We start from the raw sequence: 24,753 nt of genomic DNA, 5'->3' as shown, positions 1-24,753 counted from the left end.
GCTAGCTCCAGGAACACACCACCATTTCCCGGAGAACCCCCGCGTGAGAATTCCCAAGTGGCGCCTTACTTTCCTGGCCAGCAGTCTTGTCCTCACCCTGTCGTCGATGGCCCAGGCCGCCAGTGAAATCGAATTCGATCTGCCGGCGGCCGCGCTGGAAAAGTCGCTGAATGCCCTGGCCGATCAGTCCCATGTGCAGATTCTCTTTTCCAGCGAGATCGCCGTCGGCAAGCGAACGCCGGCGCTGCGTGGTCGCTACACCCCCGGGGACGCCCTGAACAAGCTGCTGGGCAGCAGCGGCCTGACGGTTCAGCAACAGGACGAGCACACTTTCATCGTAGTGCCCGAAGCAGCCGCCGCGCCCGTGCGCAGCAACGCTCCTGCCGCTCCGGTCGAGATCAGCCCGCTGATGGTCACCGGTGAAAAGATCAACCGGACCCTGGCGCAGACCCAGACCAGCGTGGTGGTGAACACCGCCGCCGACCTGCGCGAGCACGGCGACAACAACCTGGAAAACGTCTTCGCCCGTACGCCGGGCGTGTACGCGGTAGCCGGCAACGAAAACTGGGGCATCCGCGGTGTGCCGGTGTCGGGCTTCGATGACCAGGGGCCGGCGACCCTCAACGGCGCGGTGTCGGTGTATGTCGACGGTGCCCAGCAGCCCAACCGCGCGCTGACCCTGAGCCCGATGTCGATGTGGGACGTCGAGCAGGTCGAGGTGCTGCTTGGGCCGCAATCGACCACCCAGGGCCGCAACTCCCTGGCCGGTGCGGTGGTGATCCAGACCCGCAACCCGACCTTCGAGCCCAGTCTTTCCGCCCAGACCAACGTCGGCAACTACGGTGAAAGTGGCGTGGCAGTGGCCGGCGGTGGTGCCCTGATCGACGGGCTGGTCGCGGGCCGGCTGGCGGTGGACTACCAGGATGGCGACGGCTACATCGACAACGTCGCCACCCATGGCGACGCCAACCCCAACCGCAACAAGAATGCCCGTGGCAAGCTGCTGATCCTGCCTAACGACGACCTCGACGTGCTGCTCAGCTATGCCCGTCACGACAGCTTGCAGGGCGACAACTCCATCTACCGGCGCAACGGCCAGGTGCAGTACTACAAGATTTCCTCGAACACCGAGGCCCACGACGCCCTGCAGCAGAACACCGGCAGCGCCAAGGTCGACTACCGCCTGAACGATGCCTGGACGCTGACCAGCCAGACTACCGGCACCCAGTCCGACTACCAGTCGCTGCTCGACTTCGACCAGGGCGCGGTCCTCGACCGGGAAGTGACCCGCACCCAGGAAACCCACCTGTTCAGCCAAGAGCTGCGCCTGGCCCACAGCGGGGAGACCCTGCGCGGCTTTGCGGGTGCCTACTACGGCCGTACCAGCAATGCCTTCCATGACCAGCTGATCTACAGCGGCACCACCGTAGGCGAGGTCAAGGGCTACACGCGGATTCACAACAAGGCGCTGTTCGGCGAGCTGAACTGGGATTTCGCCAGCAACTGGACGCTGATCACCGGCCTGCGCTACGACGATGAGCGCAACGACACCACGGTCCGGGACGATCTGTCCGAGAACGCCGATGTGTCGAAGTCGTTCGATGCACTGCTGCCCAAGCTCGGCGTGGACTACCAGTTCATGCCGGGCCAGTACCTGGGCTTCATGGTGCAGAAGGGCTATCGCGGCGGTGGCGTGAACGTGCGTGCCGGCGGCAGCCACGCGGCGTACGACCCCGAGTACACCACCAACTACGAGCTGTCCTACCGCGGCAGCTGGCTGGAGGACAGCCTGCGTGCGCGCGCCAACCTCTACTACACCGACTGGAAGGACCAGCAGGTCAGCCTGCTCGATCCGACCGAAAGCTACTTCGAGATCTATAACGCCGCCGGCAGCTCCATTCGTGGCCTGGAACTGTTCGTCGAGCAGGATCTCAGCCGCAACCTGAAGATCAATGCCGGGCTGGCTTACACTGATGGCCGCTACGACGACTTCGTCACCCCCGAGGGCGACCGCAGCGGCGAGGCGTTCCTCTATGCGCCCAAGTACAAGGTTTCGGTGGGCGGCAGCTACCGTTTCGACGGCGGACTGATCGTCACCAGCGACGTGGTCTACCAGGAAGGCAGCCCGTCGGCGTACAACTTCGACGCCGACGGCAACGTCGAGCACATGCGCCGCAGCGACGACCATGTGCTGGTCAACCTGAATGCCGAGTACGAGCTGATTCGCGGCCTGGCGGTGTCGGGCTACGTGAAGAACCTGTTCGACAAGGAGTACGTCACCAACAACCGTGCCGACATTCTCGACGTTGGTGCGCCGAGAACGTTTGGCGTGGTGCTGCGCTACGACCTGTAGAGGCGTTCGCGGGCAGAAAGGCGCAGCGCGCCTTTCTGTGCGAGCAGGGCTGGAGTGTGCCGATTCGCGCGCCCGCGCCCGTGCTTATTCGTGGCGGGGCTGCCTTTACCAGCGCGGGTCATCCACGACGGGCGGAAGCAGGGCACGGCGCTTCTCGTAGCGGACATCCCGCTCGTCAACCGCACCAACCAGGGTCCAGCCCTGATGGATGTAGAAACCGTTGGCGCGGATCGTCGCACCGCCATCGGTCGTCAGTCCGATCACCTCATGCGTCTGGAAGAGGCAGGCCTCGGCGCTGTCCAGCAGCGCCTGGCCCAACCCTCGGCCTTCGAATGTGGGGCGAATGAACAGGGCGAAAACCTCGCCGTCGTCTACATCGACCATGGCGAAACCGACAGGCGCGCCGTGCACCTGCGCGATCCAGCAACAGGGGGCGTGCCGCATGGCATCGGCCAGCGTCGCCGCGGTGATGCCGAGGGCTGCCAGTTGCTCACGTGAGAGGTGGTTCTGCACGACGCTGGTGCGGATATCGAACAGCACCTCGACATCGGCGGGCGTGGCCAGGCGGATCGTTACGGTCATGGTGCAACTCCCTGCAGCGTGTCTGCCCGCGCAGGATAACGGTGCCGCTCCGGCTTGGGCAGATAGAGGAGGGCCTGCGCGTGCACCGTGGAGCGGGCAGGTCCGGGCGAACCTGCCGTTTGCCGGGCGTCCTGCGTTTACTTGGGCGCAGTCGCCTGCATCGACTCGCGTGCCGAGAAGCGTGCCTGGAACTGCTCCAGGGCTGGCGCGGTGCTCCGCCAATCCAGCTCGGCGAGGCGGAAATCGAGGTAGCCAAGGGCGCAGGCCACGGCAACTTGTGCGATGTCCACCGGGCCCTGCAGGGCGTCGGCCTGTTCTTCCAGTGCGACCAGGGCGCGGCGCACCTTGCCCAGCTGGCCTTCGATCCACTCATCCCACTGGTACTCCGCCGGGCGTACGCCTCGCTCGTAGCGCACGAGGAGGGCGGCTTCGGCCATGCCGTCGGCCAGCGCCGCCAGGCGCAGGGTGGCCCAGCGTGTAGCCGGATCGGCGGGGAACAGGCGAGGGCGGTCGTGCAGGCTGTCGAGATACTCGCAGATGACCCGGCTGTCGAACAGCGCCAGACCGTCGTCGGTCAGCAACACCGGGATCTTGCCGAGCGGGTTGGCGGCGTTGACCTGCTCGTTGAGGGTGACTGGCAGCACGGCGGTATCGAGCAGCGCTATGTGCTGCAACAGGCCGGTCTCGCTGGCCAGTACGCGGATTTTTCGGGCAAAGGGCGATGCCGCCGCATGGATGAGTTGCATGATTTCGGACTCACTGTGAAGGGTTGCTTGGAATCTACTGTTCAGGCGCCGGCAGGGGCACAGCGGTGGGTTCTGCAGCGCTGGTTATAGCGCCTGCGCGCCGCGACCGGGCGGATAGGTCGTCACGTGATGCGCTCGCGCACCACGATGCATTTGGCCAGTGGCTGCACCAGAGCTTCGGTCGCCTCGTCGCAGGAGACCACGCTCGGGCTCACCAGCAACGGGTCGCAGCGGCCGCTGCTGACCAGGTCGAACACCGTGGGAATGTGCGGGCGCACATTGCAGGCACCGACCGAGAGGGTCACGTCGCGCAGGTACATGCCGAACAGGGGAATCTTCGGGTCTTCGAAGATGATGCCGATGCACGAGCAATGGCCACCCGGCGCCAGAGCCAGCAGCCCCCGGTGCAGCGCCTGCGGATCGCGCGTGGCGGAGACGACCACGTCGTAGCGCTCGTCGAGCACCTTATCCAGCTCGACCTTGGCGCCACTGCGCACGGCCAGGTCGCGGCGGTACTCGTTGTCGTCTAGGTAGTCGACGCTGGCCGCCCCAGCCGCGACGGCCATCTGCACCGCCAGCACGCCGAGGCTTTCCGTGCCGCCTACCACCAGCACCCGCGCGTCCTCCCGGGCGGCGATGGGGCGACTGGCCGCGACCCAGGCGTCGGTCAGGTTGTCGCTGGCACTGGCCACCGCCAGCGGGTTGAGGCCTGGTGGCAGCGGCACCAGCATGGCGTCGGCGAACGGCACGTGGACCACTTCCGAAAACAACCCGCCCCAGTGGCCGCCGGCCGGTACGCCGTAGGCCGCATGGGGTGGCACCGTGGTGCAGGCAGTGGCACGCCCGGCAAGGCATTGCGGGCAGCTGCCGCAGGCGATCTTCCAGGGAACGGAGACTAGGTCGCCACGGCGCACGCTGCTGACCTCATCGCCCACTTCCAGCACTTCGGCCACGCATTCGTGGCCCAGGGCGAAGGGCGGTTTGAACGGGGTGACGCCAGCGATCAGGCGGCGGTCGAGGTCGCAGGAGGCCGAGGCGATGGGGCGGACCAATGCGCTCCGTGGTCCGGACAGGCTCGGTGATGGCGCCTCCACCCACTGCAACTGGCCGGGACCGTGGACGATAAGCTCCTTCATGGCTTCAGCCCTTGATGACGAAGGTGGTGGTGGCCTTGGCGCACAGCTTGCCGGTGTCGTCCGTCAGCAGCGCGTCGCAGATCGCCAGGCGCTGGGAGCGCTCCACCACCCAGCCCTCAACCTGATAGACCTTGCCGGCGGTCAGCGGCCGCACGTACTTGACGTTGAGGTCGACGGTGGCGTGCGGCGTGCTGGCATCCAGGGTCGAGAACAGCGCCAGGGCTGCGGCGCCGTCCAGGCAGGTGGCGGCGAAACCGCCGTGCACGGCGCCTGCCGGGTTCAGGTGGCGCTCGTCGGGGCGTGCTTCCAGGGTGATCCGCCCCGGCTCGACCGCCACGGCGCTCAGGCCCATGGTCTGGCCAATCGAGGAGGCGGCAATCTCGCCGCGGATCAGCGCACGCAATGCGTGCAGGCCGGAGGTTTCGGTGTCAGTCATGGGGATGTTCCTGTGGCATGGCCGCGTCGAACAGGGCCGGGTGGATCGCAGCCAGTTGCGCTGCGGTGTCGGGGTATTCGCGGAAGGTGCTGATCAGGCCGTCACGTAGCACGAACAGATGGGCCCAGTGATTGACGTAGAGTCGCCCGGTAGCCTTGACCCGACAGCGGGCCTCTCCGAATGCCACGACCTGGCCGCGCTCCACGTCGACCACCAGTGAGCGGGCTGTGAAGGTGAGAAATTCGAGGTGCTGGTCGAGGCCGCCGACGAACTCCTGCACGCCGGCGTGGCCATGGTGCTCGCCGGCCCACGGCATGAATGCCGGCAGCCCTGGTGCCTGCCAGCAGCAGTGGGTGTCGCAGAGTTGCAGGAGGTCGTGTGCATTGCGGGTGGCGAAGGCCGCGTAGGCGGCTTCTACAACGTCAATCAGTGCTTGGCGATCAGACATGCGGACCTCGCAGGAAGGGCAACGGTTGCCGCTAACCTATAGGTCTCTCACTCTTCATGTCAACATTGTTGATTTGAGTGCGCGTGTGCCGTGGAACGCCCTCACGGCTCTCGCCAGGCATTACCTGCGCGAAGTTGATGGGCCTGTGCTGCAGAACCAGTGCGCCTCTTAGGCCGCCTTGCGCAGCAGTTCGAGCAACTGGGTGTGCAACTGTGGATCACCGCAGGCAACGATGGCGCCGCCGTGTTGCGCCGAGCTGCCGTCCCAATGGGTGATCACGCCACCGGCGGCTTCGATGATCGGGATCAGCGCCTGCACGTCATAGGGTTGCAGGCTGGCCTCGACGATGGCGTCGACGAAGCCTGAGGCCAGCATGCAGTAGGCGTAGCAGTCGCCACCGTAGCGCAGCAGCTGGGCCTGCTTCGCCACCGCCTCGAAGGCGTTGCGGCGGGCGGGTGTGTCGAACATATCGGGCGTGGTGCACATCAGGCGTGCCGAGGCGAGGTCGGCGCAGGGGCGGGTTTTCAGTGCGGCGCCATTGCACCAGGCGCCACCCGCGTGGCCGATGTAGCGCTCGCCGGTGAAGGGCTGGTTCATCACGCCGAGCACCGGGCGTTCGCCGTCGTTGAGGGCAATCAGGGTGCCCCACAGCGGCAGGCCGGTGATGAAGGCGCGGGTGCCGTCGATGGGGTCGAGAACCCAGGTCAGGCCGTTGCTGCTGGCGATGGCTTCTTCTTCCTCGCCGAGGATGCCGTGCTCGGGGTAGCGCGCGCGGATCAGCTCGCGCATGGCCCGCTCGGCCGCCTTGTCGGCCACGGTAACCGGGTCGAACAGGCGTGCGCCCTTGTCTTCCACATCCAGCGGCACGCGGAAGTACGGCTGGATAGCGGCGGCTGCGGCGTCGGCCAGCTGTTCGGCGAACGCCGTGAACTCGGCCAGTTGCTCTGCGCGAAGGGGCATCGGTGCTCACCTGTCTCTGCTGGAAAGGCGGCGATCATAGCCGAGGCACGGGCGGCTTGAGCAAGTGCATGAAAACGTCACGCGAGTGTCACGAGGCTTTGATATTTCTGTCACGTGAATGCCGGAAAACAGCCTGTCGTCGCCGCACCCGCGGATTCCGGCCCTGCCCACTGCCCTGGAGCGTCACCCCATGCTCTCTGCCGAGCTGAAGTCCTTTCACATGGTCGCGCGCCTGGGCAGCATCACCCAGGCGGCGAAGAAGCTCGGCCTCAGCCAGCCGACGGTGACCACGCAGATCCGCAGCCTCGAAGGCCAGTACGGCGTCGAGCTGTTCTACCGCGGTGGGCGGCGCCTGACCCTCAGCGACGAAGGTGCGCGGCTGTTGCCGATGGTGCAGAAGCTGCTGCAGCAGGAGGCCGACATCGAGTTCTTCCTGCGCAACAGCGGCCAGGTGCAGGGCACCCTGCGCATCGGCGCCACCGCGCCGTACTACGTGCTGGACATGGTCAGGGATTTTCGCGAGCAATTCCCGCAGTGCGAGGTGACTCTGGAGATCGGTAATTCGCTGCAGGTGATCGAGGCGCTGGAGGAGTACCGCGTCGACCTCGCCGCCTCCTCGCAGCTGGTCGAGGACGCACGCCTGACCCGCCTGGTGCTGGGCCACGACCCGTTGGTGCTGGCGGTGCATCGCCAGCACCCGCTGGCCAGCCACGACCGCGTGGCGCTGAGTGCATTGAGCGGGCACTGCCTACTGATGCGCGAGCGCGGCTCGACCACCCGTGTGCTCAGCGAAGCGCTGTTGCGTGATGCTGGCGTGGTCACCGGCCCGCTGCTGGAAATCGGCAGCCGCGAGTCGATCCGCGAGGCGGTGCTGCGCAACATCGGCATCAGCATCATCGCCCGCCACGAGGTGCCGGAAAATCCGCAGCTCAAGGTGGTCGAGCTGGACGGCGCGCCGTTGATCGCCGAGTACCTCTACTGCCTCAAGGAGCGCCGCCAGGCGCGCCTGCCGGCGGCCTTTCTCGCCCTGGCGCGGGAAGTGGCCAGCGCCTGACACGCCTGCCCGTTGGCTACCCCAAAAATACCGATGCCACTATCGGCAGGTTTTGCCCAACTGCCATAAAGCCTTAGCACTGCCTGCCTAGCATGACCCTCGTCCGAGCCACGCGCTCCACGAGGTTTTGCCATGACTACGCCACTTTCCGTGAACATGCAGGTACGCGACATCCACAAGGGCTTCGGCGCCTTCAAGGCGCTGGACGGGGTGTCGCTGGATATCGCCGCCGGTGAGCTGGTGTGCCTGTTGGGCCCGTCCGGCTGCGGCAAGACCACCTTGCTGCGCTGCATCGCCGGGCTGGAACGCCAGGATCGCGGGACCATCGTCATCGGTTCGCGCGATGTCTCCGAGCTGCCGCCGCAGGCGCGTGACTACGGCATCCTGTTCCAGTCCTACGCGCTGTTCCCCAACCTCACGGTGGAGCAGAACATCGGCTACGGCCTGGCCGGCAACAGCCGTGAAACCATCCGTTCGCGGGTAGCGGAAATGCTCGAACTGGTCGGCCTGACCGGCAGCGAGAAGAAGTACCCCGGCCAGCTCTCTGGCGGCCAGCAGCAGCGCGTGGCCCTGGCCCGTGCGCTGGCGCCGGCACCTTCGCTGCTGCTGCTCGACGAGCCGATGTCGGCCCTCGATGCGCGGGTGCGCGAGCACCTGTGTGGCGAGCTGCGCCAGCTGCAGAAACGCCTGGGCATCACCACCCTGATGGTCACCCACAACCAGGACGAGGCCATGCTGATGGCCGACCGCATCGCGGTGATCAATCACGGTCGCGTCGAGCAGTTCGCCAGCCCGCAGGAGATCTACCGAGCACCGGCCACGCCGTTCGTGGCCGAGTTCGTCGGCCAGGGCAACTGGCTGCCGTTCGAGCGGGGCGAGCATGGCCATGTGCGCGTCGGTGACCTCAACCTGCGCCTGCACGCCAGCGACAGCCGCGAGCGCGGCCGGCTGTTCTGCCGCCCGGAAGCGGTGGTGATCAACCCGCCGGTGCCCGAGGAAAACCTGTTCAGCGCGCAGATGCGCGAGATCACCTTCCTCGGCAACCGCTGCCGCCTGAGCTTCGAGCTGGACGCACTGCCGGGCCACAGCCTGCTTGCCGAGCTGGAGCCGCAGGCCATGCCACACCTGGCCGGCGCGGAAATCTGGGTGGCGCTGCCGCCGCGCAGCCTGCAGGTGTTCGCCTGATATGCAACGCGTGCTGACGATCAAGCCCGCCACCGCGCGGCGCAGCCTGCCCGCCGACCTGGCCGACCGCCTGTTCGTGCTCGGCGGCCAGTGGCTGCTGCTGGTGCTGCTGACCCTCGCCGTGCTGCTGCCGTTGCTGGCCATGCTCTGGCGCGGCTTCAGCGGCGAGGACGGGCAGGGCGGTGGCCTGCAGGCGGCGCTGACGCTGTTCGGCAGCGCCAACTTCCGCTGGCTGCTGGGCAACAGCCTGAGCGTGTCGCTAACCGTGGCCTGCATCGTGGTGCCGCTGGCCTACGCCTTCGCCTACGCCCTGCAGCGCACCTGCATGCCGGGCAAGCCGCTGTGGCGCAGCATTTCCCTGCTGCCGCTGCTGGCGCCGTCGATGTTGCCGGGGATCGCCCTGATCTACCTGTTTGGCAACCAGGGCGTGCTGCGCGGGCTGGTGCCGGACAACATCTACGGCTTCTGGGGCATCGTCCTCGGCCAGGCCATCTACACCTTTCCCCACGCGCTGATGGTGCTGCTCTCGGCGCTGGCGCTGGCCGATGCGCGGCTGTTCGACGCGGCGTCGAGCATGGGCGCTTCGCCGTGGCGGGCGTTCCGCAGCATCACCTGGCCGGGCAGCCGCCAGGGCGTGTTTGCTGCGTTCTGCCTGGTGTTCACCCTGTGCGTCACCGACTTCGGCGTGCCGGTGGTGGTCGGTGGCGACTACCAGGTGCTGGCGCTGGAAGCCTACAAGGCGGTGGTCGGCCAGCAGCAGTTCGGCCGCGGCGCGCTGATCGGCATGGTCCTGCTGCTGCCGGCGCTGCTCAGCTTCGCCGTCGACCTGTGGCTGCGCCGCCGCCAGCGCGATGCCATGAGCGGCCGTGCCCAGGTCTATCACCCGCAGCCCGCGTGGCGTCGCGACCTGGCCTTCCTGCTGGTCAGCGTGCTGATCTGCGGCGTGCTGCTCGGCGTGTTCGGCATGGCGATCTACTCGTCGCTGGTCAAGTTCTGGCCCTACGACCTGTCGCTATCGCTGCAGCACTACGCCTTCTCCGAGCTGCCCGGCGGCTGGCTGGCCTACCGCAACAGCCTGCTGCTGGCGGTGTGCAGCGCGCTGTTCGGCAGCCTGCTGATCTTCACCGGCGCCTACCTGATGGAGAAGACCCGGCAGAGCCCGCTGACCCAGGCCCTGCGCCTGCTCAGCTTCGTGCCGATGGCAGTGCCCGGCCTGGTGCTGGGCCTGGGCTACGTGTTCTTTTTCAACCTGCCGGGCAACCCGCTGAGCAGCCTGTACGGCAGCCTGACCCTGCTGGTGGTGTGCACCATCGCGCACTTCCTCACCACCGCACAGATGACCGCCAGCGCCGCGCTGCGCCAGCTCGACGGCGAGTTCGAGGCCGCCGCGCTGTCGCTGAAGGTGCCGCTGCTGCGCCACTTCTGCCGCGTGACCCTGCCGATCTGCCTGCCGGCGCTGCTCGACATCATTCGCTACCTGTTCGTTTCGGCGATGACCACGGTGTCGGCGGCGATCTTCCTCTACAGCCCGGACAGCGTGCTCGCCGCCGTGGCCGTGCTGAACATGGACGACGCCGGCAACGTCGGCGGCGCGGCGGCCATGTCGACCCTGATCCTGCTCACTTCCGCCGGCGTGTCGTTGCTGCTCGCCGGTCTGTCGCGCGGCCTGCTGCGCCGCTCCCAGGCCTGGCGCATGCCGGCGCCCGGGCACTGAATCTTCCCTGGAGACTGCCATGCACTACCAACCGCCAACCCGCCTGCAAGCCGCCATCCTCGACTGGGCCGGCACCGTGGTCGACTTCGGCTCCTTCGCGCCGACCCGCATCTTCGTCGAGGCCTTCGCCAGCTTCGATGTCGAGCTGAGCCTGGACGAAGCCCGTGGCCCGATGGGCATGGGCAAGTGGGACCACATTCGCACCCTGTGCGACCAGCCGGCCGTGGCCGAACGCTTCCAGCGCCGCTTCGGCCGCCTGCCCAGCGACGCCGATGTCACCGCCATCTACGAACGCTTCATGCCGCTGCAGATCGCCAAGGTCGGCGAGCACTCGGCGCTGATCCCCGGTGCGCTTGAGTGCATCGCCGCGCTGCGCCAGCGCGGGCTGAAGATCGGCACCTGCTCCGGCTACCCCAAGCAGGTGATGGACAAGGTGGTCGAGCTGGCCGCCGCCAAGGGCTACAGCCCGGACCATGTGGTCGCCACCGATGAAGTGCCCAAGGGCCGACCGAGTCCGGCGCAGGCGCTGGCCAACGTGATCGCCCTGGGCCTCGACGATGTCGCCGGCTGCGTCAAGGTCGACGACACTGAGCCCGGCATCCTCGAAGGCCGCAGTGCCGGCATGTGGACCGTGGCGCTGCGCTTCTCCGGCAACTTTCTCGGCCTTTCCTGGGAGCAGTTCCAGGCGCTGCGCGCCGAGCAACTGTCCGCCGAGCGCGCGCGCATCGACGGCCTGTTCGCCGCCAGTCGCCCGCATTACCTGATCGACACCATCGCCGACTTGCCCGCCGTGATCGACGCGATCAACGCGCGCCTGGCCCGCGGCGAGCTGCCGGCCAGCACCTGACTTACGCACAACCAACGCCAACGCAACGACCGTCACCACAAGGAGCTTCACATGTTCAAACGCACTGCGCCGTTCAAGCACGCGGCATTGGCTGTCGGCCTGCTCGCTGCCTGCACCTTCCAGGCCCAGGCCAATACCGAACTGACCGTCTACACCGCCCTCGAAGTCGAGCAGCTCAAGGCCTACAAGGAAGCCTTCGAGAAGCAGCACCCGGACATCGAGATCAAGTGGGTGCGCGACTCCACCGGCATCGTCACCGCCAAGCTGCTGGCCGAGAAGGACCGCCCGCAGGCCGACGTAGTCTGGGGCCTGGCTGGTTCCAGCCTGGCCATTCTCAAGCAGCAGAACATGCTTGAAGCCTACGCTCCGGCGAACCTCGACAAGATCGGCGCCAACTACCGTGACGCCGCCAACCCGCCGGCCTGGGTAGGCATGGACGTGTGGGCCGCGACCATCTGCTTCAACACCGTGGAAGCCGAGAAGCAGGGCCTGCCCAAGCCGACCAAGTGGGAAGACCTGACCAACCCGGTGTACAAGGACAAGATCGTCATGCCCAACCCGGCGTCGTCCGGTACCGGCTACCTCGATGTCAGCGCCTGGCTGCAGACCTTCGGCGAAGCCCAGGGCTGGGCCTACATGGACAAGCTGCACGGCAACATCGGCCAGTACACCCATTCCGGCTCCAAGCCGTGCAAGCTGGCTGCTGCCGGCGAATTCCCGATCGGCATCTCCTTCGAGTACCCGGCCGTGCAGCTGAAACGCAAAGGCGCGCCGCTGGACATCGTGCTGCCCAAGGAAGGCCTGGGCTGGGAAATCGAAGCCACCGGCATCATCAAGGGCACCGAACACCTGGACGCCGCCAAGAAGCTTGCCGATTTCTCCGCCAGCCGCGAGGCGATGGACCTGTACAAGGCCAACTTCGCCGTCCTCGCCCAGCCGGGCATCGCCGAGCGCTTCCAGGAACTGCCGGCCGACTACGAGCAGCGCCTGATCAAGAACGACTTCAACTGGGCCTCGGAGAACCGCGACAAGATTCTCGCCGAGTGGCGCAAGCGTTACGACGGCAAGTCCGAGCTGCTGCCTCAATAAAACTACTGCGCTCGGTCAGGCGGCGTTAAAAACAGGCGCGCAATGCTCATTGGCTACAGCCAACTCCGCTTGCTTGCCTGCTCTGGTATTAGAAGGCCTTGCCTGACCTTCGCTCGCGACGTTTTAGGTTTTTTAGCCGCTCGTAGGGTGGATGGCCACCCCCGTGGAAAACCGCGCAGCGTTTCCACTGCGGTCCGGTGGATGTGCTGCGCGGCATCCACCCTGCGGCTGCGTTGCCTATCAGCCAACTCCAGGAGTTATTTATGTCTCAGCATGACTGCGATCTGCTGATCGTCGGCGCCGGTATCCTCGGCCTGGCCCATGCCTGGGCCGGCGCCAAGCGCGGCCTCAAGGTCAAGGTATTCGAACGTACCCACACGCCGCTGGGCGCCTCGGTGCGCAATTTCGGCCAGGCCCTGGTCGGTGGCCAGGCGCCGGGCGCCATGCTCAACCTGGCGCGCCAGGCCCATGGCCTGTGGGGCGAACTGGGCCAGGCCGTCGGCCTGAACCTGCACCGCAAGGGTTCGCTGCTGTTTGCCCGCACCGAGACCGAGGAGGCGCTGCTGGAGGCCTTCGTCGCCGGCCGTGGCGCCGAGCTGGGCTACCGCACCGAGCTGCTGCGCGGCGCCGAACTGAGCGCGCTGTACGACGGCCGCTTCGCCCATCACCGGGCGGCACTACATGGCCTGGATGACCAGCAGCTGTACTCGCGCGAGGCGCTGCCGCAGATCGTCACGCACCTGGCGCGGGACCTCGGCGTCGAGTTCCATTTCTCCACCCTGGTGCGCGATGTGGAAAGCGGCAGTGCGCTGACCAGCGCCGGGCGTTTCAGCGCCAAGCACATCGTGGTCTGCTCCGGGCATGACTACCAGACCCTGCTGGCCGAGCAGATCGCCCGTCTGCAACCGCAGGTCTGCGGCCTGCAGATGCTCCGTGCGCGTCCGCACAAACCGCTGGATCTGCAGCATGCCGTGCTCACCGGGCTCAGCTGCGTGCATTACGGCGCCTTCGCCGACCTGCCGGAAGCCGAGGCCATCCGTGCCGAGATCCGCGCCACCCAGCCGGAACTGGAAACCCACGGCATTCACCTGCTGATCAGCCCCACGCCCTATGGCGAGCTGATCATCGGCGACTCCCACGACTACGCCAGCGACGCCTCGCCGTTCAACGCCGAAGCGGTGGACCGCATCCTCATCGACCTCGCCGAGCACACCCTGGGCGGCAAGATCGAGGTGCTCGAACGCTGGCAGGGCGTGTATGGCGCGCGCGGGCCGGGGCCGTTCAGCGTGCTCACGGCGGCGGAAGGTGTGACCGCGGTGCTGATGCACACCGGCCTGGGCATGAGCGTCGGCCTGGCGCTGGGCGAGCGCACGGTGGCCGCGCTGCTCGGTGAGGCGGCCTGGCCGCGTGCCTCTGCCGCATGAAGGCCGAGGCGGCGGTGCACGAGCTGTTCGCCCTGTGCCGGCAGCAGGCGGGCGCCAGCTACATCGGCGAGTGCGTCAGCCAGCTCGAGCACATGGTGCAGGCCGCCGAACTGGCGCGTGTCGCAGGCGCCGACGAGGAGCTGATTCTCGCGGCGTTCTGCCATGACGTCGGCCACTTCTGCGTGCCGCCCAGTGCGCACAATGCGATGGCCGACCTGGGGCGCAAGGGGCACGAGCGCGTGGGCGCGCGCTGGCTGCGCGGGCTGGGGTTTTCCCCACGCCTGTGCGGGCTGGTCGAACGCCATGTGCAGGCCAAACGCTACCTGTGCTGGCGGGACGCTGCGTACCTGGCCGGGCTGAGCCCGGCGAGCCGGCAGACGCTGGCCTGGCAGGGAGGGCCGATGACGGAAATCGAGGCGGGGGTGTTCGAGGTCGATCCCTGGTTTGCCGACAGCCTGCGCCTGCGCCGCTGGGACGAAGCGGCCAAGGTGCCGGGCTTGCCGCTGCCCGATCTCGACGCATTGCAGCAACTGGCCTTGCGGGTGCACCGTGCTGCGCTGCCGGCCTGAGGCGCGTCAGGCGATCTTGCGTGCTTCGCCGGTGAAGTTTTCCCGCACCTGACGCAATTCGTCCGCATCCTGGTTGAGGCTGTGGACGACGTTGAGCAACTGCTGGCGCAGGACATCGCAGGTCGCCCGTTCCGCCGCGCGCATCACGGCCAGCGCGGCGCTTTCGTTGTTGAACGCGACGGTATCGAGGGTCTTGCGGATTCGGCGGTGTGAACTGCTCACGGTACGGTACCTGTGTGGGTCAGGCGCCGTAAGCTAGCGGAGCAATGTTGCGCTGACGTTTCAGCCGTCGCATCGCCAGCCGCGCGTCGCCGTTTCCACCGTCGCGCGCCTGTCATGTTTCTGCAATGTTGTGGTGTGACAGTACGCGAACCCTACCGCAGGGTAGGTGGTGCTGATTCATCCAGGTGGCCCGCCACCTGTTAAGGCCAACTCGCAGGTTGGCTTTTTTTTCGCCCGGATCTTTCACGTGCCTGACGTCGGCGCGTCTGGATCGGGTGTCACCGGAGCGTAACTTCGCGCCAGTACGTTGCCATCACCACTCGGTTGGAAGATAAGCAGTGATCCACCGATTCTTTTCCTCGCCCAGGTTCCTGCAGTTGCTGCTCCTCACGCTGTGTGCAGCGACGCTGGCGTTTCTCTGGGGCCTGTACTTCCAGCAGAAGGCGACCTCGCGTGACGAGGCCTTCGCCGCCAAGGCGGCCGAGCACCTCAACCTGGCCAGCATCATCGCGGAGAACCTGCGTCAGCTGGTCGACCGGGCCCAGGCCATCGGCACCGTCACCCAGAGCGATAACGGCGGCCTCAAGCCCGAGCATCGCAGCATGGTGCGCATGCTCGCCGAGGACCCGGTGCTCAAGCGCATGAGCCTGTACGACCGCGACGGCCGCCTGCTGTCGTCGAGCCATACCGATGAGGCGCAGCAACTGCCGGCGGACTGGCTGGCGCAGTTGCAGGCACACACCGCTCAGCATGGGTTCAAGCCGTTGCTGCCGCGCCTGTCACAAGCGCAGCAGAGCAACGGGCTGCCGAACTGGCGCCTGCCGTTTCTCCTGCCACTGAGCGACCCGGCCTCGCGGGAGCTGGACAGCATCCTGCTGGTGCAACTGGACATCGGCTACCTGGCGGTGCTGTTCCAGCACATCGACCTGGGCACCAGTGGCCTGATGCGCCTGCTCGACGGAGCCGGCCACGAACGCCTGCGCATCAGCAGCAGCGGCGTGGTGATCGCCGGTGCGGCCCTGGCCCCGGACATCCCGGCGAATGCCGAGGAGTCCGGGCGCATGACCCTCTACGCACCGGGCGCGGAGTACCAGAGCCTGTACCGGCGCATGCCGCACCGCGGCTTCAGCGTAATGGTCAGCCAGGGCCACGAGGAAATCCTCGCCTCGCACCTGCTCACCTACGGCCGCCAGTTCTGGCTGAACCTGTGCATGACGCTGCTGATCCTCGGCACGCTGGTCTGGACCCTGCGCGTGCTGCACAAGCGCCAGGAAGCCTTCCAGGCGCTGGAGGAGGCGCAACGGGTCAACCAGCAGCTGATCGGCCGTCTGGAGGAAGAGCACCGGCGCAGCAGCCACGCCGCGGCCACCGATCACCTCAGTGGCCTGCACAACCGCCGCCAGTTCATGGAGGTCGCCAGCCAGGCGCTCACCCAGCAGCGCGGCAAGCGCCGGCTGATGGCGATCCTGTTCATCGACATGGACCGTTTCAAGTCGATCAACGACAGCCTTGGCCATCGCATCGGCGACCTGTTGCTGCAGGCCATCGCCGGGCGCATCGGCCGTTTGCTGGAGCCGGGCGACGAAGCCGCGCGCTTCGGTGGCGACGAGTTCGTCGTGCTGCTGGCCGGCGAACGCAGCGAGGAGCAGATCGACAGCTGGGTCCGCGCGCTGGTCAGGAAACTCTCGGAAATCTATTCGCTGGATGATCAGGAAGTCAGCACCAGCCCCAGCGTCGGCGTCGGTATCTGCCCGCGCGACGGCCAGGATGTGGACAGCCTGATCCGCTGCGCGGATGCGGCCATGTACTCGGCCAAGCAAGCCGGGCGCGGCCAGTACCGCTTCTTCGATCCGTCGCTGAACGTCTCGGACGTCGAGGGTTTCATCCTCGAACAGGCCTTCGCCGCAGCCTTGAGCGAGCGCCAGTTCGTGCTGCATTACCAGCCGCAGATCCGCCTGGACACGATGCACGTCGGTGGCTACGAGGCGCTGGTGCGCTGGCAGCACCCCGAGTTCGGCCTGCTCTATCCGGACCGCTTCATCGCCATGGCCGAAGGCAGCGGTTTCATCGTCGCCCTCGGCTGGGAGGTGGTGCGCCTGGCGCTGGAGGAGCTGGTGCGCTGGCAGGCGCAGGGCGTGGAAACGCAGCTGGCGGTGAACGTCTCGGTGCTGCAGCTGCGCCAGGCCGATTTCAGCGAGCGCCTGCTGCACGAACTGGAGCGCCACGGGATCGAACCGCAGCGCCTGGAACTGGAGATCACCGAGACCACGGTGCTCGACGACGAAGGCCTGGCCATCGAGCATCTGCGTCGCCTGCGCACGGCCGGCCTGGGCATCAGCCTCGACGACTTCGGCCAGGGCTACGCCGGCTTCGCCCACCTGCAGTCGCTGCCGCTGAGCAAGCTGAAGATCGACCGTGCGCTCATCGCGCCGTTGTCCAACAGCCACGACGACAGCCCGATCGTGTCGTCGACCATCATCCTGGCCAAGCGCCTGGGCCTGGAGGTGGTGGCCGAGGGCGTGGAGACGCGCGAGCAGGTGGTCTACCTCAAGCTCGCCGGCTGCGATGTCGCCCAGGGCTATCACTTCAGTCGGCCGATGTCGGCCGCGCAACTTCGTGAATTCGAACCCTTCATCAATGCCAGGGGCAGCGTATGCGTGCAGTGAAGATTTTCGTCGGGCTGATGCTGTTGCTGACTCTGCTGGGCACCGCGCAGGCCGATTGCAGGCAGCAGAGCCTGCGCCTGGCGGTGATCCCGAAGAAGAGCATGGATGTGCTGGTACGCGAATATCAGCCGCTGTTGCAGCGCCTGCGCCGCGAGCTGGGCATGCCGGTCGAGATCGTCTCGATGTCGTCCTACGAGAGCGTGATCGACGCCATCGTTTCCGGCGGCGTGGACATCGCCTGGCTTGGCCCGGCGTCCTACCTCATGGCCTACCAGCGCGATCCACGTGTCGAGCCGTTCGCCAGCCTGGCCATCGAACAGGGCCACTTCACCCCGGCCGGGCATCATTACCAGGCGCTGCTGCTGACGCGTCGCGAGGGCGCGCGCAGCCTCGAAGCCCTGCGTGGCAGCCGCGTGGCGCTGAGCGACCCGGCCAGCACCTCGGGCAGCGTGGTGCCCAACAGCGAGTTTTCCGCGGCGGTCGGCCAACCACTCGGCGCGTTCTTCGCTTCGGTGGTGTACAGCGGCTCCCACGACAAGTCGCTGGATGCCGTGCTGGAGGGCAGGGTGGACGCCGCCTTCGTCGCCAGCGTGCGCGCCGACGCCTACTTCAACAGTGGCAGGATCGGCAACGAAACCCTGAACGTGCTGTGGCGTTCCGAGCGGATCTACTACGACCCGTACGTGTTCAGCGGCAGCCTCTGCCCGGCGCTGAAGGCGCGCATCCGCACGGTGATGCTGGACCAGCCGCAGGGCCTGGAGGCGTTCTTCGCCTCCCAGCATGCCACCGGCCTGGCCCCGGTCAGCCACGCCGAGTACGCGCCGCTGCTGCGCATGATGCAGGCGCAAAGCCCCGCCCCGTAGCCGTTGGCGCGCCCGCTATCGCAGGGGGCGCGCCAGCCGCGTCAGGTGGCGTCCGGCAGCTTGGCGATCACCTTGATCTCGAAGTCGAAGCCGTACAGCCAGGTCACGCCGACCGCGGTCACGGTCGGGTGCGGCGCGCTGCCCCAGAACTCCGACACGACAACACTCCAGATCCTCTCGAACGTCGACTGCGGGTCGACGATGAACACGGTGACGTCGACCACGTCGTCGAACGAGCTGCCGGCAGCGGCGAGGATCGCGTTGAGGTTGTTGAAGGCGGTGCGCACCTGGGTTTCCAGGTCGGCCTCGGGCGAGCCGTCGGCTTTGCTGCCGACCTGGCCCGAGACGAACAGAAAGCCATTGGAACGGATTGCCGGCGAGTAGCGGTTGCGCTCGTAGAGCGCCTGGCGGCCTGCGGGGAAAACAACGTCGCGCTGAGTCATGGGGGTATCTCCATCGGTGGGTCGTGGACGACCCGAAGTTGACGATGGAGAGAACTCTAGCGGCTTGTGCCCGGCGGATAAACGCGCAACCGTGTTCATCACTGTTTGTGAAATCCAAACAATCCAACGGGTATTGAGGCTGCCATGGACCGTTTCGATGCGATGCAGGCGTTCGCGCGGGTGGTGGAGGCGGGCAGCTTCACCAAGGCCGCCGAGACGCTGCACATGAGCAAGACCAGCGTCACCCAGCTGGTCCAGCAGCTGGAGGCGCGCCTGCGGGTGAAGCTGCTCAACCGCACCACGCGCAAGGTCAACCTGACTGCCGACGGGGCGGTGTACTACGAGCGCGTGGTGCGCCTGCTGGATGACCTCGACGATGCCGAGACCAGCCTCTCCGGCGCTTCGGCGCAGCCCCGCGGGCGCCTGCGCGTGGATGTGCCCAGCCCGTTCGCGCGGATGATCCTGGTGCCGGCGCTACCGGATTTCCATGCGCGCTACCCGGACATCCAGCTCGACCTGGGCGTCAGCGACCGCATCGTCGACCTGATCGGCGAGAAGGTCGATTGCGTGGTGCGCGGCGGCGAGCTGACGGACCAGTCGCTGATGGCGCGGCGCATCGGTGACCTGCAGCTGGGCGTCTATGCGGCGCCCAGCTACCTCGCCCGTTTGGGCGCGCCAGCGCACCCGCGCGAGCTGGAGGACTCGGTGCACCGCGTCGTCGGCTTCCTCTGGGCGCGTACCGGCAAGGCGTTGCCCTACGCCATGCGACGTGGCGATGAAAGCCTGCAGATCAATGGGCGCTACGTGGTGGCGGTCGACGACGGCAATGCCTACCTCGCCGCCGGTCTCGCCGGCATGGGCATTCTCTGGCTGCCGGCCTACATGGCCCGGGAGCACGTGGCGCAGGGCGAGCTGCTGCCGCTGTTCGAGGACTGGCGCCTGGAGTCGATGCCGATGTACGTGGCGTTTGCGCCGAACCGGCACATCAGCCTCAAGCTGCGGGTGTTCATCGAGTGGGTGGCCGAGCTGACGGCGCAGCATGCGCCGGTCATCGACCGTCACGGGCGCTGAGCGCGCCTGTTCTCGCAGGTGCCGGCGAGCGGGCGGGGGGACTGCCCGGTCCGGTCGGCTTCCTTGCCCGATGCGCGCCGACCGGTGGGCAGAGGCGGGCAGTATAGGCGCCCGTGCGGCCACGCCGGCGTGACCGGTCGCCGCACGGGTGGCGCAGTGCCAGCGTTGGCGCGGCTCAGGCGGGCAGTCGCGCGCCCAGTTCGCGGGAGATCGCCTGGGCACAGAGGTCCAGGCTGGCGCGGTAGTGTTCGCGCGCCACGGGGCTGTCCATCACCGCTTCCGGGCCGGACAGGTTGATCGCTGCGGCCACTTCGCCGCGGTGGTTGTACACCGCGCAGGCGATGGCGGTGGAGTAGTCGGAGCGGTGCAGCACCCAGCCGCGCTCACGGTCACGGTCGAGCAGCTGGTGCAGTTCCGGCAGGGTCTTCGGCGCCGGTGGCGGGTAGTCGTCCAGGCGCACGTGCTGGTACAGCGCATCCAGCTGCGTGGGCGACAGGCCGCTGAGCAGCATGCGGCCCATCGCGGTGCAGTGACAGGGAATGCGCGTGCCGATGGGGATGTTCACCGAGAGGCGCTGGGCGGCGAAGGCGCGGTAGATGTACAGGCTGTCGGTCTGCTCGCGGATCGACAGGTGGCAGGACAGCGAAGTGCGGTCGCGCAGCGCGTTGAGGTGCGGCATCGCGATGTCCACCAGGTCGCGGCTGGCCAGGTACGAATAGCCGTCGCAGAGCACCTGCGGGCCGAGTTCGTAGCTGTTCTTGCCGAGCTTGCGCAGGTAGCCCATCTCGGTGAGCGTGAAGACGATGCGGTAGATCGCCGAGACGCTGACGCCGAGACGGTCGGCAATCTCGTTGGTGCTCAGCGTGCGCTCGCTGGCGTTGAACATCTGCACGATGTTCAGCCCGCGCTGCAGGGCGGGTACGCGGTAGTCGGTGTCGCGATCCGGTTCTTCTTCGTAGGCACCCATGTGGTTCTCCGGGGTGTTTGTTTCGCTCACTCTGTGCGCGGTCGCCCGCGCCGGGTCAGAAACATTCAGCCGCAAGCTCACGGCAGCGCGTCGATTCCCACCGGCTGCCCGCCGAACTCCTGCATGGCATCCAGCAGCGCGCCCCAGAAGTAGTGGGCGGAGGCGCGGTCGCAGAGGATGTGCAAGCACGGCAGCTCGCCTTGCGGCAGGTTGGCGACGATGACGTTGATGCGCGCGGCCGAGGTCTGCGCCACGGCGCCGACCGGGAAGGCCTGGCTGCGCAGGTCGACGCCGCACAGCTTGGCCATCACCTCGGCGCAGTGCTCGCCGGTCAGCAGTAGCCAGGCGTGGCTGTCCTGGCGCGGCAGCAGGTAGTTGGCGCCGTCGAGGTGCCAGCTGCGTTCTTCCTCGGCGATGCGCGCGCCGGCGTCGAGCAGGCTGCCGAGCAGCAGGTACTCGGTCTGCGACAGGCGCAGCACCGCGCCGCCATCGACCTGGGCCTGCGCTTGGTTGGGCGCCTCCGGCAGCACGTAGCCGCGCAGGCCGAGGTAGCTGGCGGCGGCCGTGCCACGAAAGCCCACGCGCGGCAGGTTGCTCAGGTCGAGCAGGCCGCAGCGCGCAGCGGCGGCTGCTTCGTCGTCGGTGTAGGCGTTGACCACGCAGCTGTTGCCGATGCGGCCCAGCTGGGCCGCGCCGTGCAGGGTGTGGATGGGGCTGCGTTCACTGAAGTGTTCGGCTTGGATATTCATCGTCACAGCTCCTGGCGCTGGTTGTCCGGGTCGTAGAACGGCAGTTTCACCACCGTGGCCTGCACCATCTCGCCGCCTTCGACGCGGATCGGGATGCGCTGGCCGGGCGTGGCCTGGTCGGCCGCGCAGTAGGCCAGGCCGATGATCTGGCCGAGGCTCTGCGAGTACTCGCAGGACGTGACGTTGCCGCTGATGTCGTCGCCCTTGAGCACCAGGTGGCCCTCCAGCGGCTGGCTGCTGCCCTTGGGCAGGCTGAAGCCGACCAGCTTGCGGGTGATCGGCTGTGCCTCGAGAATTTCCACCGAGCGCTTGCCGACGAAGAACGGCTTGCTGCGGGCGATGGCCCAGCCCATGTCGATCTCCGCCGGGTGGGTCATGCCGTCGGTGTCCTGGCTGATGATCACATGGCCCTTTTCCAGGCGCAGCAGGCGCTGGGTCTCGACGCCGAAGGGACGGATGTCGAAGGCCTTGCCGGCTGCCATCAGGGCGTCCCACAGCGCCTCGCCGTAACGCGCCGGTACGTGCAGTTCGTAGCCCAGTTCGCCGACGAAGCCGACGCGCAGCAGGCGTACCGGAATGCTCAGGTCGCTGGCCAGGGTGATGCTGCCCAGGCGCACGCCGAGGTAGGGGAAGCCCTCGGCGGACAGGTCGACATCGCTGCACAGGGTCTGCAGCACCTGGCGTGCATCCGGTCCGGCCAGGTTGACGGCGGCCAGCGCGGCGGTGACGTTGGTGATGTCCACGTCCAGGCGCCACTGCGCGTTCCACTTGAGCATCTGCTGGTAGATGCGGTCGACGCCGCTGGTGGTGGCGGTGACGTAGAAGTGGTTGTCGGCGAAGCGCGCGCACACGCCATCGTCGATCACCACGCCGTGCTCGTTGGTCATCAGCGCGTAGCGCGAACGGCCCACCGGCTGCTTGGCGAAGGCGAAGGTGTAGAGGCGGTTGAGCAGCTCGGCGGCATCCGGGCCGCGCACGTCGAGGCCGCCGAGGGTGGACACGTCGATCAGGCCGACCTTCTCGCGCACATGGCGCGCCTCGGCCTGCATGCAGGCGTCACGGTCCTCGGCCTTGCCGTAGTAGGCCGGGCGCTGCCAGACCCCGGCGGGCATCATCTTGGCGCCGAGTTCGAGGTGGCGGCGATGCATAGCGGTCTGCCGGTACGGGTCGAAACCGCGGCCGGCGACGTGTGCCAGCTTCTCCGCAACGAAGGGCGGGCGGGCAGTGGTCACGCCGGTTTCGCTGACGCTGCGCTGGGTGGCCTTGGCCACCAGACGCGCGGTTGGCAGCGCGGAGTGACGACCCTGCGAGGGGCCCATGCCGACGGTGGAGAAGCGCTTGACCAGCTGCACGTCGCGGTAGCCGTGACGGGTGGCGTTGATGATGTCGCGCACCTGCAGGTCTTCATCGAAGTCGACGAAATCCTTGCCCTGCGGATGGGGGAAGATCGGCCAGGGGAAGTTGACCGAGGCTTCGCTGCTGAAGCTGTCGTCGCCGACCGGTGCTTGCAGGCCGAGCGCCTGGAGCGCGATGGCGGCGCTACGGGCACCGTCGCGCAGGACGTTGTCGAGGTCGTGGCGGCCGTTGGCCGAACCGGCGACCTGCAGCCCGGCGGGCAGGCCGCTGAGGGTGAACGCGGCGGCCTGATCGTCGTAGGCCAGCTTGCCGCCGGCCTGGCAGAGCAGCTGGTAGGTCGGCATGTAGCCGGAGGACATGCACAGCAGGTCGCAGTCGATGCGCACGCTGTCCGCGGCCACTTCGCCCTCGGCGACGATGCGGCGCACGTCGACGCCGCTGAGGTGGCGGTTGCCCTTGTCGGCCAGCGCCTCGTACACGGTGCTGCCGGCATGGCAGGTGATGCCGCGCGTTTGCAGGGCGGTGACCAGGCTGCCGTCGGCCGGCTGGGCGCGCATGTCGACCAGGGCGGCGACTTCAACGCCGGCTTCGTGCAGGTCGAGGGCGGCGAGATAGCCGTCGTCGTTGCCGGTCAGCAGCACGGCGCGCTTGCCGGGCTTCACCGCGTAGAGCTTGATCAGGCGCTGGGCGGCGCTGGTCAGCACCACGCCGGGCAGGTCGTTGTTGCGGAACACCACCGGCTGGTCGAAGGCACCGGCGGCGACGATGCACTGCCGCGCCCGCACCTTGTACAGGCGGTTGCCCTGGATAACCGGCAGGAAGTGCTCGGTGAACCAGGCGTTGCAGGTGGCGTCCTTGAGGATGCGGATGTTGGCGTGCTGCTCGACGGCGGCGAGCAGCTCGTCGCGGGTCTGTGTGGCACGCACGCCGTCGGCATCGAAGCGGGCCCAGGCCAGCGAGCCGCCGAGGTAGGGCTGCTGTTCGATCAGTAGCACCTTGGCACCGGCGTTGGCCGCGGCCAGCGCGGCAGCCAGGCCGGCGGGGCCGGCACCGACCACGGCCAGGTCGACGAAGAGGAAGGCCTTGTCGTGGTACTGCGGCTGGAATTTCAGGTCGAGCACACCGAGGCCGGCCTTCTTGCGGATCAGCGGCTCCCAGATCTTCCACACGCCACGCGGCTTGTAGAACGAGCGGTAGTAGAAGCCCACCGGCATGAACTTGGAGAAGTGGCCGAGCAGGGCGTCACGGTCGTGGTCCAGGCTGCCGGCGTAGTTCTGCCCGGCGACGGCGATGCCGGCCGCCAGGGGCTGCAGGTCGGCGAGCACGTTGGGTTCTTGCGGCAGTTGCACCAGGGTGTTGGCGTCCTGCCCTGCCATGGTCAGCGGGCCGCGTGGGCGGTGGTACTTGAACGAGCGCGAGAGCAGCCAGCGGCCGTTGGCCAGCAGGGCGCTGGCGATGCTGTCGCCGGCGAGGCCCTGGTAGGCGGTACCGTCGAAGTCGAAGGTCAGCGGCTGGTTGCGATCGATCAGCAGGCCCAGAGGGGCCGGCAGGCGGGTCAGGGTGCTCATACGGCGACCTCCTGGGGCTTGGCCGGGGTGGCGAAGTCGACGCGCTGGGTGAACACTTCGCGCGGGTCGAAGGTGCGCAGGATCTCGTCGCTGACGGTATGGCGTTCGGCGAGGAACCAGTAGCTGGAGGCGTTGTGCATCCACCACTCGATAACCACGCCGGCGCGGTTCTCGCTGTTGAACACATAGTCGGCCCACTCGGCGTCGCTGCAGGTGGTCGGGTCGGGCATCGGCTTGAACTCGCCGCCGTAGGTGAATTCGCTGATGTTGCGCGGGCCGTTCAGGGGGCAGGGCATGACTTTCAT

The 24,753-nt window shown here is 67.4% G+C and carries 23 protein-coding genes; 11 read left to right on the top strand and 12 right to left on the bottom strand.

What is annotated here, in order from left to right; genetic code table 11:
* Positions 1-43 precede the first annotated feature (43 nt).
* Positions 44-2,353, top strand: a complete 2,310-nt coding sequence (locus IB229_RS00665; RefSeq protein ID WP_318652069.1) for a TonB-dependent receptor — start codon at positions 44-46, stop codon at positions 2,351-2,353.
* A 105-nt stretch (positions 2,354-2,458) separates the two neighbouring features.
* On the opposite strand, the gene IB229_RS00660 is transcribed toward IB229_RS00665, so the two are convergent.
* From IB229_RS00660 to hisN, 6 genes are all read right to left on the bottom strand, one after another.
* Positions 2,459-2,935 carry a GNAT family N-acetyltransferase gene (locus tag IB229_RS00660; protein WP_192323919.1) on the bottom strand — a complete coding sequence of 159 codons (477 nt, stop codon included), beginning with the start codon at positions 2,933-2,935 and terminating at the stop codon, positions 2,459-2,461.
* Positions 2,936-3,072: 137 nt separating this feature from the next.
* Positions 3,073-3,681: a glutathione S-transferase N-terminal domain-containing protein gene (locus tag IB229_RS00655; protein WP_192323917.1), complete on the bottom strand. Its 609-nt coding sequence runs from the start codon at positions 3,679-3,681 to the stop codon at positions 3,073-3,075.
* 122 nt (positions 3,682-3,803) lie between these two features.
* Complete coding sequence (locus IB229_RS00650; RefSeq protein WP_192323915.1) at positions 3,804-4,817, bottom strand: zinc-dependent alcohol dehydrogenase; 1,014 nt, start codon at positions 4,815-4,817, stop codon at positions 3,804-3,806.
* Between the two features lie 4 nt (positions 4,818-4,821).
* The gene (locus tag IB229_RS00645) at positions 4,822-5,253 is read right to left on the bottom strand and encodes a PaaI family thioesterase (RefSeq protein ID WP_192323913.1); all 432 of its coding nucleotides are present in this window, start codon (positions 5,251-5,253) and stop codon (positions 4,822-4,824) included.
* On the bottom strand, positions 5,246-5,701 hold the full coding sequence (locus IB229_RS00640) for a nuclear transport factor 2 family protein (RefSeq protein ID WP_192323911.1): 456 nt from the start codon (positions 5,699-5,701) through the stop codon (positions 5,246-5,248). The genes IB229_RS00645 and IB229_RS00640 overlap by 8 nt, the downstream gene beginning before the upstream one ends.
* A gap of 168 nt (positions 5,702-5,869) precedes the next feature.
* Positions 5,870-6,661 (bottom strand): histidinol-phosphatase, encoded by a 792-nt coding sequence (gene hisN, locus IB229_RS00635; RefSeq protein WP_192323909.1) that lies wholly within the window; start codon positions 6,659-6,661, stop codon positions 5,870-5,872.
* 190 nt (positions 6,662-6,851) lie between these two features.
* On the opposite strand from hisN, the gene IB229_RS00630 reads away from it, so the two are divergent.
* From IB229_RS00630 to IB229_RS00600, 7 genes are all read left to right on the top strand, one after another.
* On the top strand, positions 6,852-7,715 hold the full coding sequence (locus IB229_RS00630) for a LysR family transcriptional regulator (RefSeq protein WP_192329168.1): 864 nt from the start codon (positions 6,852-6,854) through the stop codon (positions 7,713-7,715).
* Positions 7,716-7,847: 132 nt separating this feature from the next.
* Positions 7,848-8,900, top strand: coding sequence for a putative 2-aminoethylphosphonate ABC transporter ATP-binding protein (locus IB229_RS00625; protein ID WP_225578887.1), 1,053 nt, complete (start codon positions 7,848-7,850; stop codon positions 8,898-8,900).
* Between the two features lies 1 nt (position 8,901).
* Entirely contained in the window at positions 8,902-10,614 is a 1,713-nt protein-coding gene (locus IB229_RS00620; RefSeq protein ID WP_192323907.1) for a putative 2-aminoethylphosphonate ABC transporter permease subunit, read from the top strand.
* Positions 10,615-10,633: 19 nt separating this feature from the next.
* On the top strand, positions 10,634-11,461 hold the full coding sequence (phnX, locus tag IB229_RS00615; RefSeq protein ID WP_192323905.1) for a phosphonoacetaldehyde hydrolase: 828 nt from the start codon (positions 10,634-10,636) through the stop codon (positions 11,459-11,461).
* A gap of 51 nt (positions 11,462-11,512) precedes the next feature.
* Positions 11,513-12,550, top strand: coding sequence for a putative 2-aminoethylphosphonate ABC transporter substrate-binding protein (locus IB229_RS00610; RefSeq protein ID WP_192323903.1), 1,038 nt, complete (start codon positions 11,513-11,515; stop codon positions 12,548-12,550).
* Positions 12,551-12,813: 263 nt separating this feature from the next.
* Entirely contained in the window at positions 12,814-13,974 is a 1,161-nt protein-coding gene (locus IB229_RS00605) for a TIGR03364 family FAD-dependent oxidoreductase (protein ID WP_192323901.1), read from the top strand.
* Positions 13,971-14,543: an HD domain-containing protein gene (locus tag IB229_RS00600; RefSeq protein ID WP_192323899.1), complete on the top strand. Its 573-nt coding sequence runs from the start codon at positions 13,971-13,973 to the stop codon at positions 14,541-14,543. Before IB229_RS00605 ends, IB229_RS00600 begins: the two co-directional genes overlap by 4 nt.
* 6 nt (positions 14,544-14,549) lie before the next feature.
* On the opposite strand, the gene IB229_RS00595 is transcribed toward IB229_RS00600, so the two are convergent.
* Entirely contained in the window at positions 14,550-14,765 is a 216-nt protein-coding gene (locus IB229_RS00595; RefSeq protein ID WP_192323897.1) for a hypothetical protein, read from the bottom strand.
* Positions 14,766-15,103: 338 nt separating this feature from the next.
* Here IB229_RS00595 and IB229_RS00590 point away from each other — a divergent pair, with 338 nt between their 5' ends.
* Positions 15,104-17,431, top strand: a complete 2,328-nt coding sequence (locus IB229_RS00590) for a putative bifunctional diguanylate cyclase/phosphodiesterase (protein WP_192323895.1) — start codon at positions 15,104-15,106, stop codon at positions 17,429-17,431.
* Positions 17,419-18,294 carry a phosphate/phosphite/phosphonate ABC transporter substrate-binding protein gene (locus IB229_RS00585; protein WP_192323893.1) on the top strand — a complete coding sequence of 292 codons (876 nt, stop codon included), beginning with the start codon at positions 17,419-17,421 and terminating at the stop codon, positions 18,292-18,294. The genes IB229_RS00590 and IB229_RS00585 overlap by 13 nt, the downstream gene beginning before the upstream one ends.
* Before the next feature lie 41 nt (positions 18,295-18,335).
* On the opposite strand, the gene IB229_RS00580 is transcribed toward IB229_RS00585, so the two are convergent.
* Complete coding sequence (locus IB229_RS00580) at positions 18,336-18,737, bottom strand: RidA family protein (RefSeq protein ID WP_192323891.1); 402 nt, start codon at positions 18,735-18,737, stop codon at positions 18,336-18,338.
* A 144-nt stretch (positions 18,738-18,881) separates the two neighbouring features.
* On the opposite strand from IB229_RS00580, the gene IB229_RS00575 reads away from it, so the two are divergent.
* Complete coding sequence (locus IB229_RS00575; protein ID WP_192323889.1) at positions 18,882-19,808, top strand: LysR family transcriptional regulator; 927 nt, start codon at positions 18,882-18,884, stop codon at positions 19,806-19,808.
* A 175-nt stretch (positions 19,809-19,983) separates the two neighbouring features.
* Here IB229_RS00575 and IB229_RS00570 read toward each other — a convergent pair whose 3' ends face one another.
* From IB229_RS00570 to IB229_RS00555, 4 genes are all read right to left on the bottom strand, one after another.
* Positions 19,984-20,775, bottom strand: coding sequence for an IclR family transcriptional regulator (locus IB229_RS00570; protein ID WP_192323887.1), 792 nt, complete (start codon positions 20,773-20,775; stop codon positions 19,984-19,986).
* 77 nt (positions 20,776-20,852) lie between these two features.
* Entirely contained in the window at positions 20,853-21,524 is a 672-nt protein-coding gene (locus tag IB229_RS00565; protein WP_192323885.1) for a sarcosine oxidase subunit gamma, read from the bottom strand.
* 2 nt (positions 21,525-21,526) lie between these two features.
* Positions 21,527-24,439: a 2Fe-2S iron-sulfur cluster-binding protein gene (locus IB229_RS00560; RefSeq protein WP_192329164.1), complete on the bottom strand. Its 2,913-nt coding sequence runs from the start codon at positions 24,437-24,439 to the stop codon at positions 21,527-21,529.
* Positions 24,440-24,444: 5 nt separating this feature from the next.
* Positions 24,445-24,753, bottom strand: coding sequence for a sarcosine oxidase subunit delta (locus tag IB229_RS00555; RefSeq protein WP_192323883.1), 309 nt, complete (start codon positions 24,751-24,753; stop codon positions 24,445-24,447).

It is taken from the genome of Pseudomonas sp. PDM14, from assembly GCF_014851905.1.
GTDB lineage: Bacteria > Pseudomonadota > Gammaproteobacteria > Pseudomonadales > Pseudomonadaceae > Aquipseudomonas.
The sequence above is the reverse complement of the archived record's forward strand: the minus strand, read 5'-3'. Positions and strand labels throughout refer to the sequence as shown.

Excerpts from the sequence above, each read along its gene's own strand:
- hisN (WP_192323909.1), bottom strand. The coding sequence starts at position 6,661 with ATGCCCCTTCGCGCAGAGCAACTGGCCGAGTTCACGGCGTTCGCCGAA.
- IB229_RS00630 (WP_192329168.1), top strand. The coding sequence starts at position 6,852 with ATGCTCTCTGCCGAGCTGAAGTCCTTTCACATGGTCGCGCGCCTGGGC.
- IB229_RS00605 (WP_192323901.1), top strand. The coding sequence starts at position 12,814 with ATGTCTCAGCATGACTGCGATCTGCTGATCGTCGGCGCCGGTATCCTC.
- IB229_RS00555 (WP_192323883.1), bottom strand. The coding sequence starts at position 24,753 with ATGAAAGTCATGCCCTGCCCCCTGAACGGCCCGCGCAACATCAGCGAA.
- IB229_RS00600 (WP_192323899.1), top strand. The coding sequence starts at position 13,971 with ATGAAGGCCGAGGCGGCGGTGCACGAGCTGTTCGCCCTGTGCCGGCAG.
- IB229_RS00620 (WP_192323907.1), top strand. The coding sequence starts at position 8,902 with ATGCAACGCGTGCTGACGATCAAGCCCGCCACCGCGCGGCGCAGCCTG.
- IB229_RS00580 (WP_192323891.1), bottom strand. The coding sequence starts at position 18,737 with ATGACTCAGCGCGACGTTGTTTTCCCCGCAGGCCGCCAGGCGCTCTAC.
- IB229_RS00660 (WP_192323919.1), bottom strand. The coding sequence starts at position 2,935 with ATGACCGTAACGATCCGCCTGGCCACGCCCGCCGATGTCGAGGTGCTG.
- IB229_RS00610 (WP_192323903.1), top strand. The coding sequence starts at position 11,513 with ATGTTCAAACGCACTGCGCCGTTCAAGCACGCGGCATTGGCTGTCGGC.
- IB229_RS00640 (WP_192323911.1), bottom strand. The coding sequence starts at position 5,701 with ATGTCTGATCGCCAAGCACTGATTGACGTTGTAGAAGCCGCCTACGCG.
- phnX (WP_192323905.1), top strand. The coding sequence starts at position 10,634 with ATGCACTACCAACCGCCAACCCGCCTGCAAGCCGCCATCCTCGACTGG.
- IB229_RS00565 (WP_192323885.1), bottom strand. The coding sequence starts at position 21,524 with ATGAATATCCAAGCCGAACACTTCAGTGAACGCAGCCCCATCCACACC.
- IB229_RS00650 (WP_192323915.1), bottom strand. The coding sequence starts at position 4,817 with ATGAAGGAGCTTATCGTCCACGGTCCCGGCCAGTTGCAGTGGGTGGAG.
- IB229_RS00575 (WP_192323889.1), top strand. The coding sequence starts at position 18,882 with ATGGACCGTTTCGATGCGATGCAGGCGTTCGCGCGGGTGGTGGAGGCG.
- IB229_RS00585 (WP_192323893.1), top strand. The coding sequence starts at position 17,419 with ATGCGTGCAGTGAAGATTTTCGTCGGGCTGATGCTGTTGCTGACTCTG.
- IB229_RS00655 (WP_192323917.1), bottom strand. The coding sequence starts at position 3,681 with ATGCAACTCATCCATGCGGCGGCATCGCCCTTTGCCCGAAAAATCCGC.
- IB229_RS00625 (WP_225578887.1), top strand. The coding sequence starts at position 7,848 with ATGACTACGCCACTTTCCGTGAACATGCAGGTACGCGACATCCACAAG.
- IB229_RS00645 (WP_192323913.1), bottom strand. The coding sequence starts at position 5,253 with ATGACTGACACCGAAACCTCCGGCCTGCACGCATTGCGTGCGCTGATC.
- IB229_RS00570 (WP_192323887.1), bottom strand. The coding sequence starts at position 20,775 with ATGGGTGCCTACGAAGAAGAACCGGATCGCGACACCGACTACCGCGTA.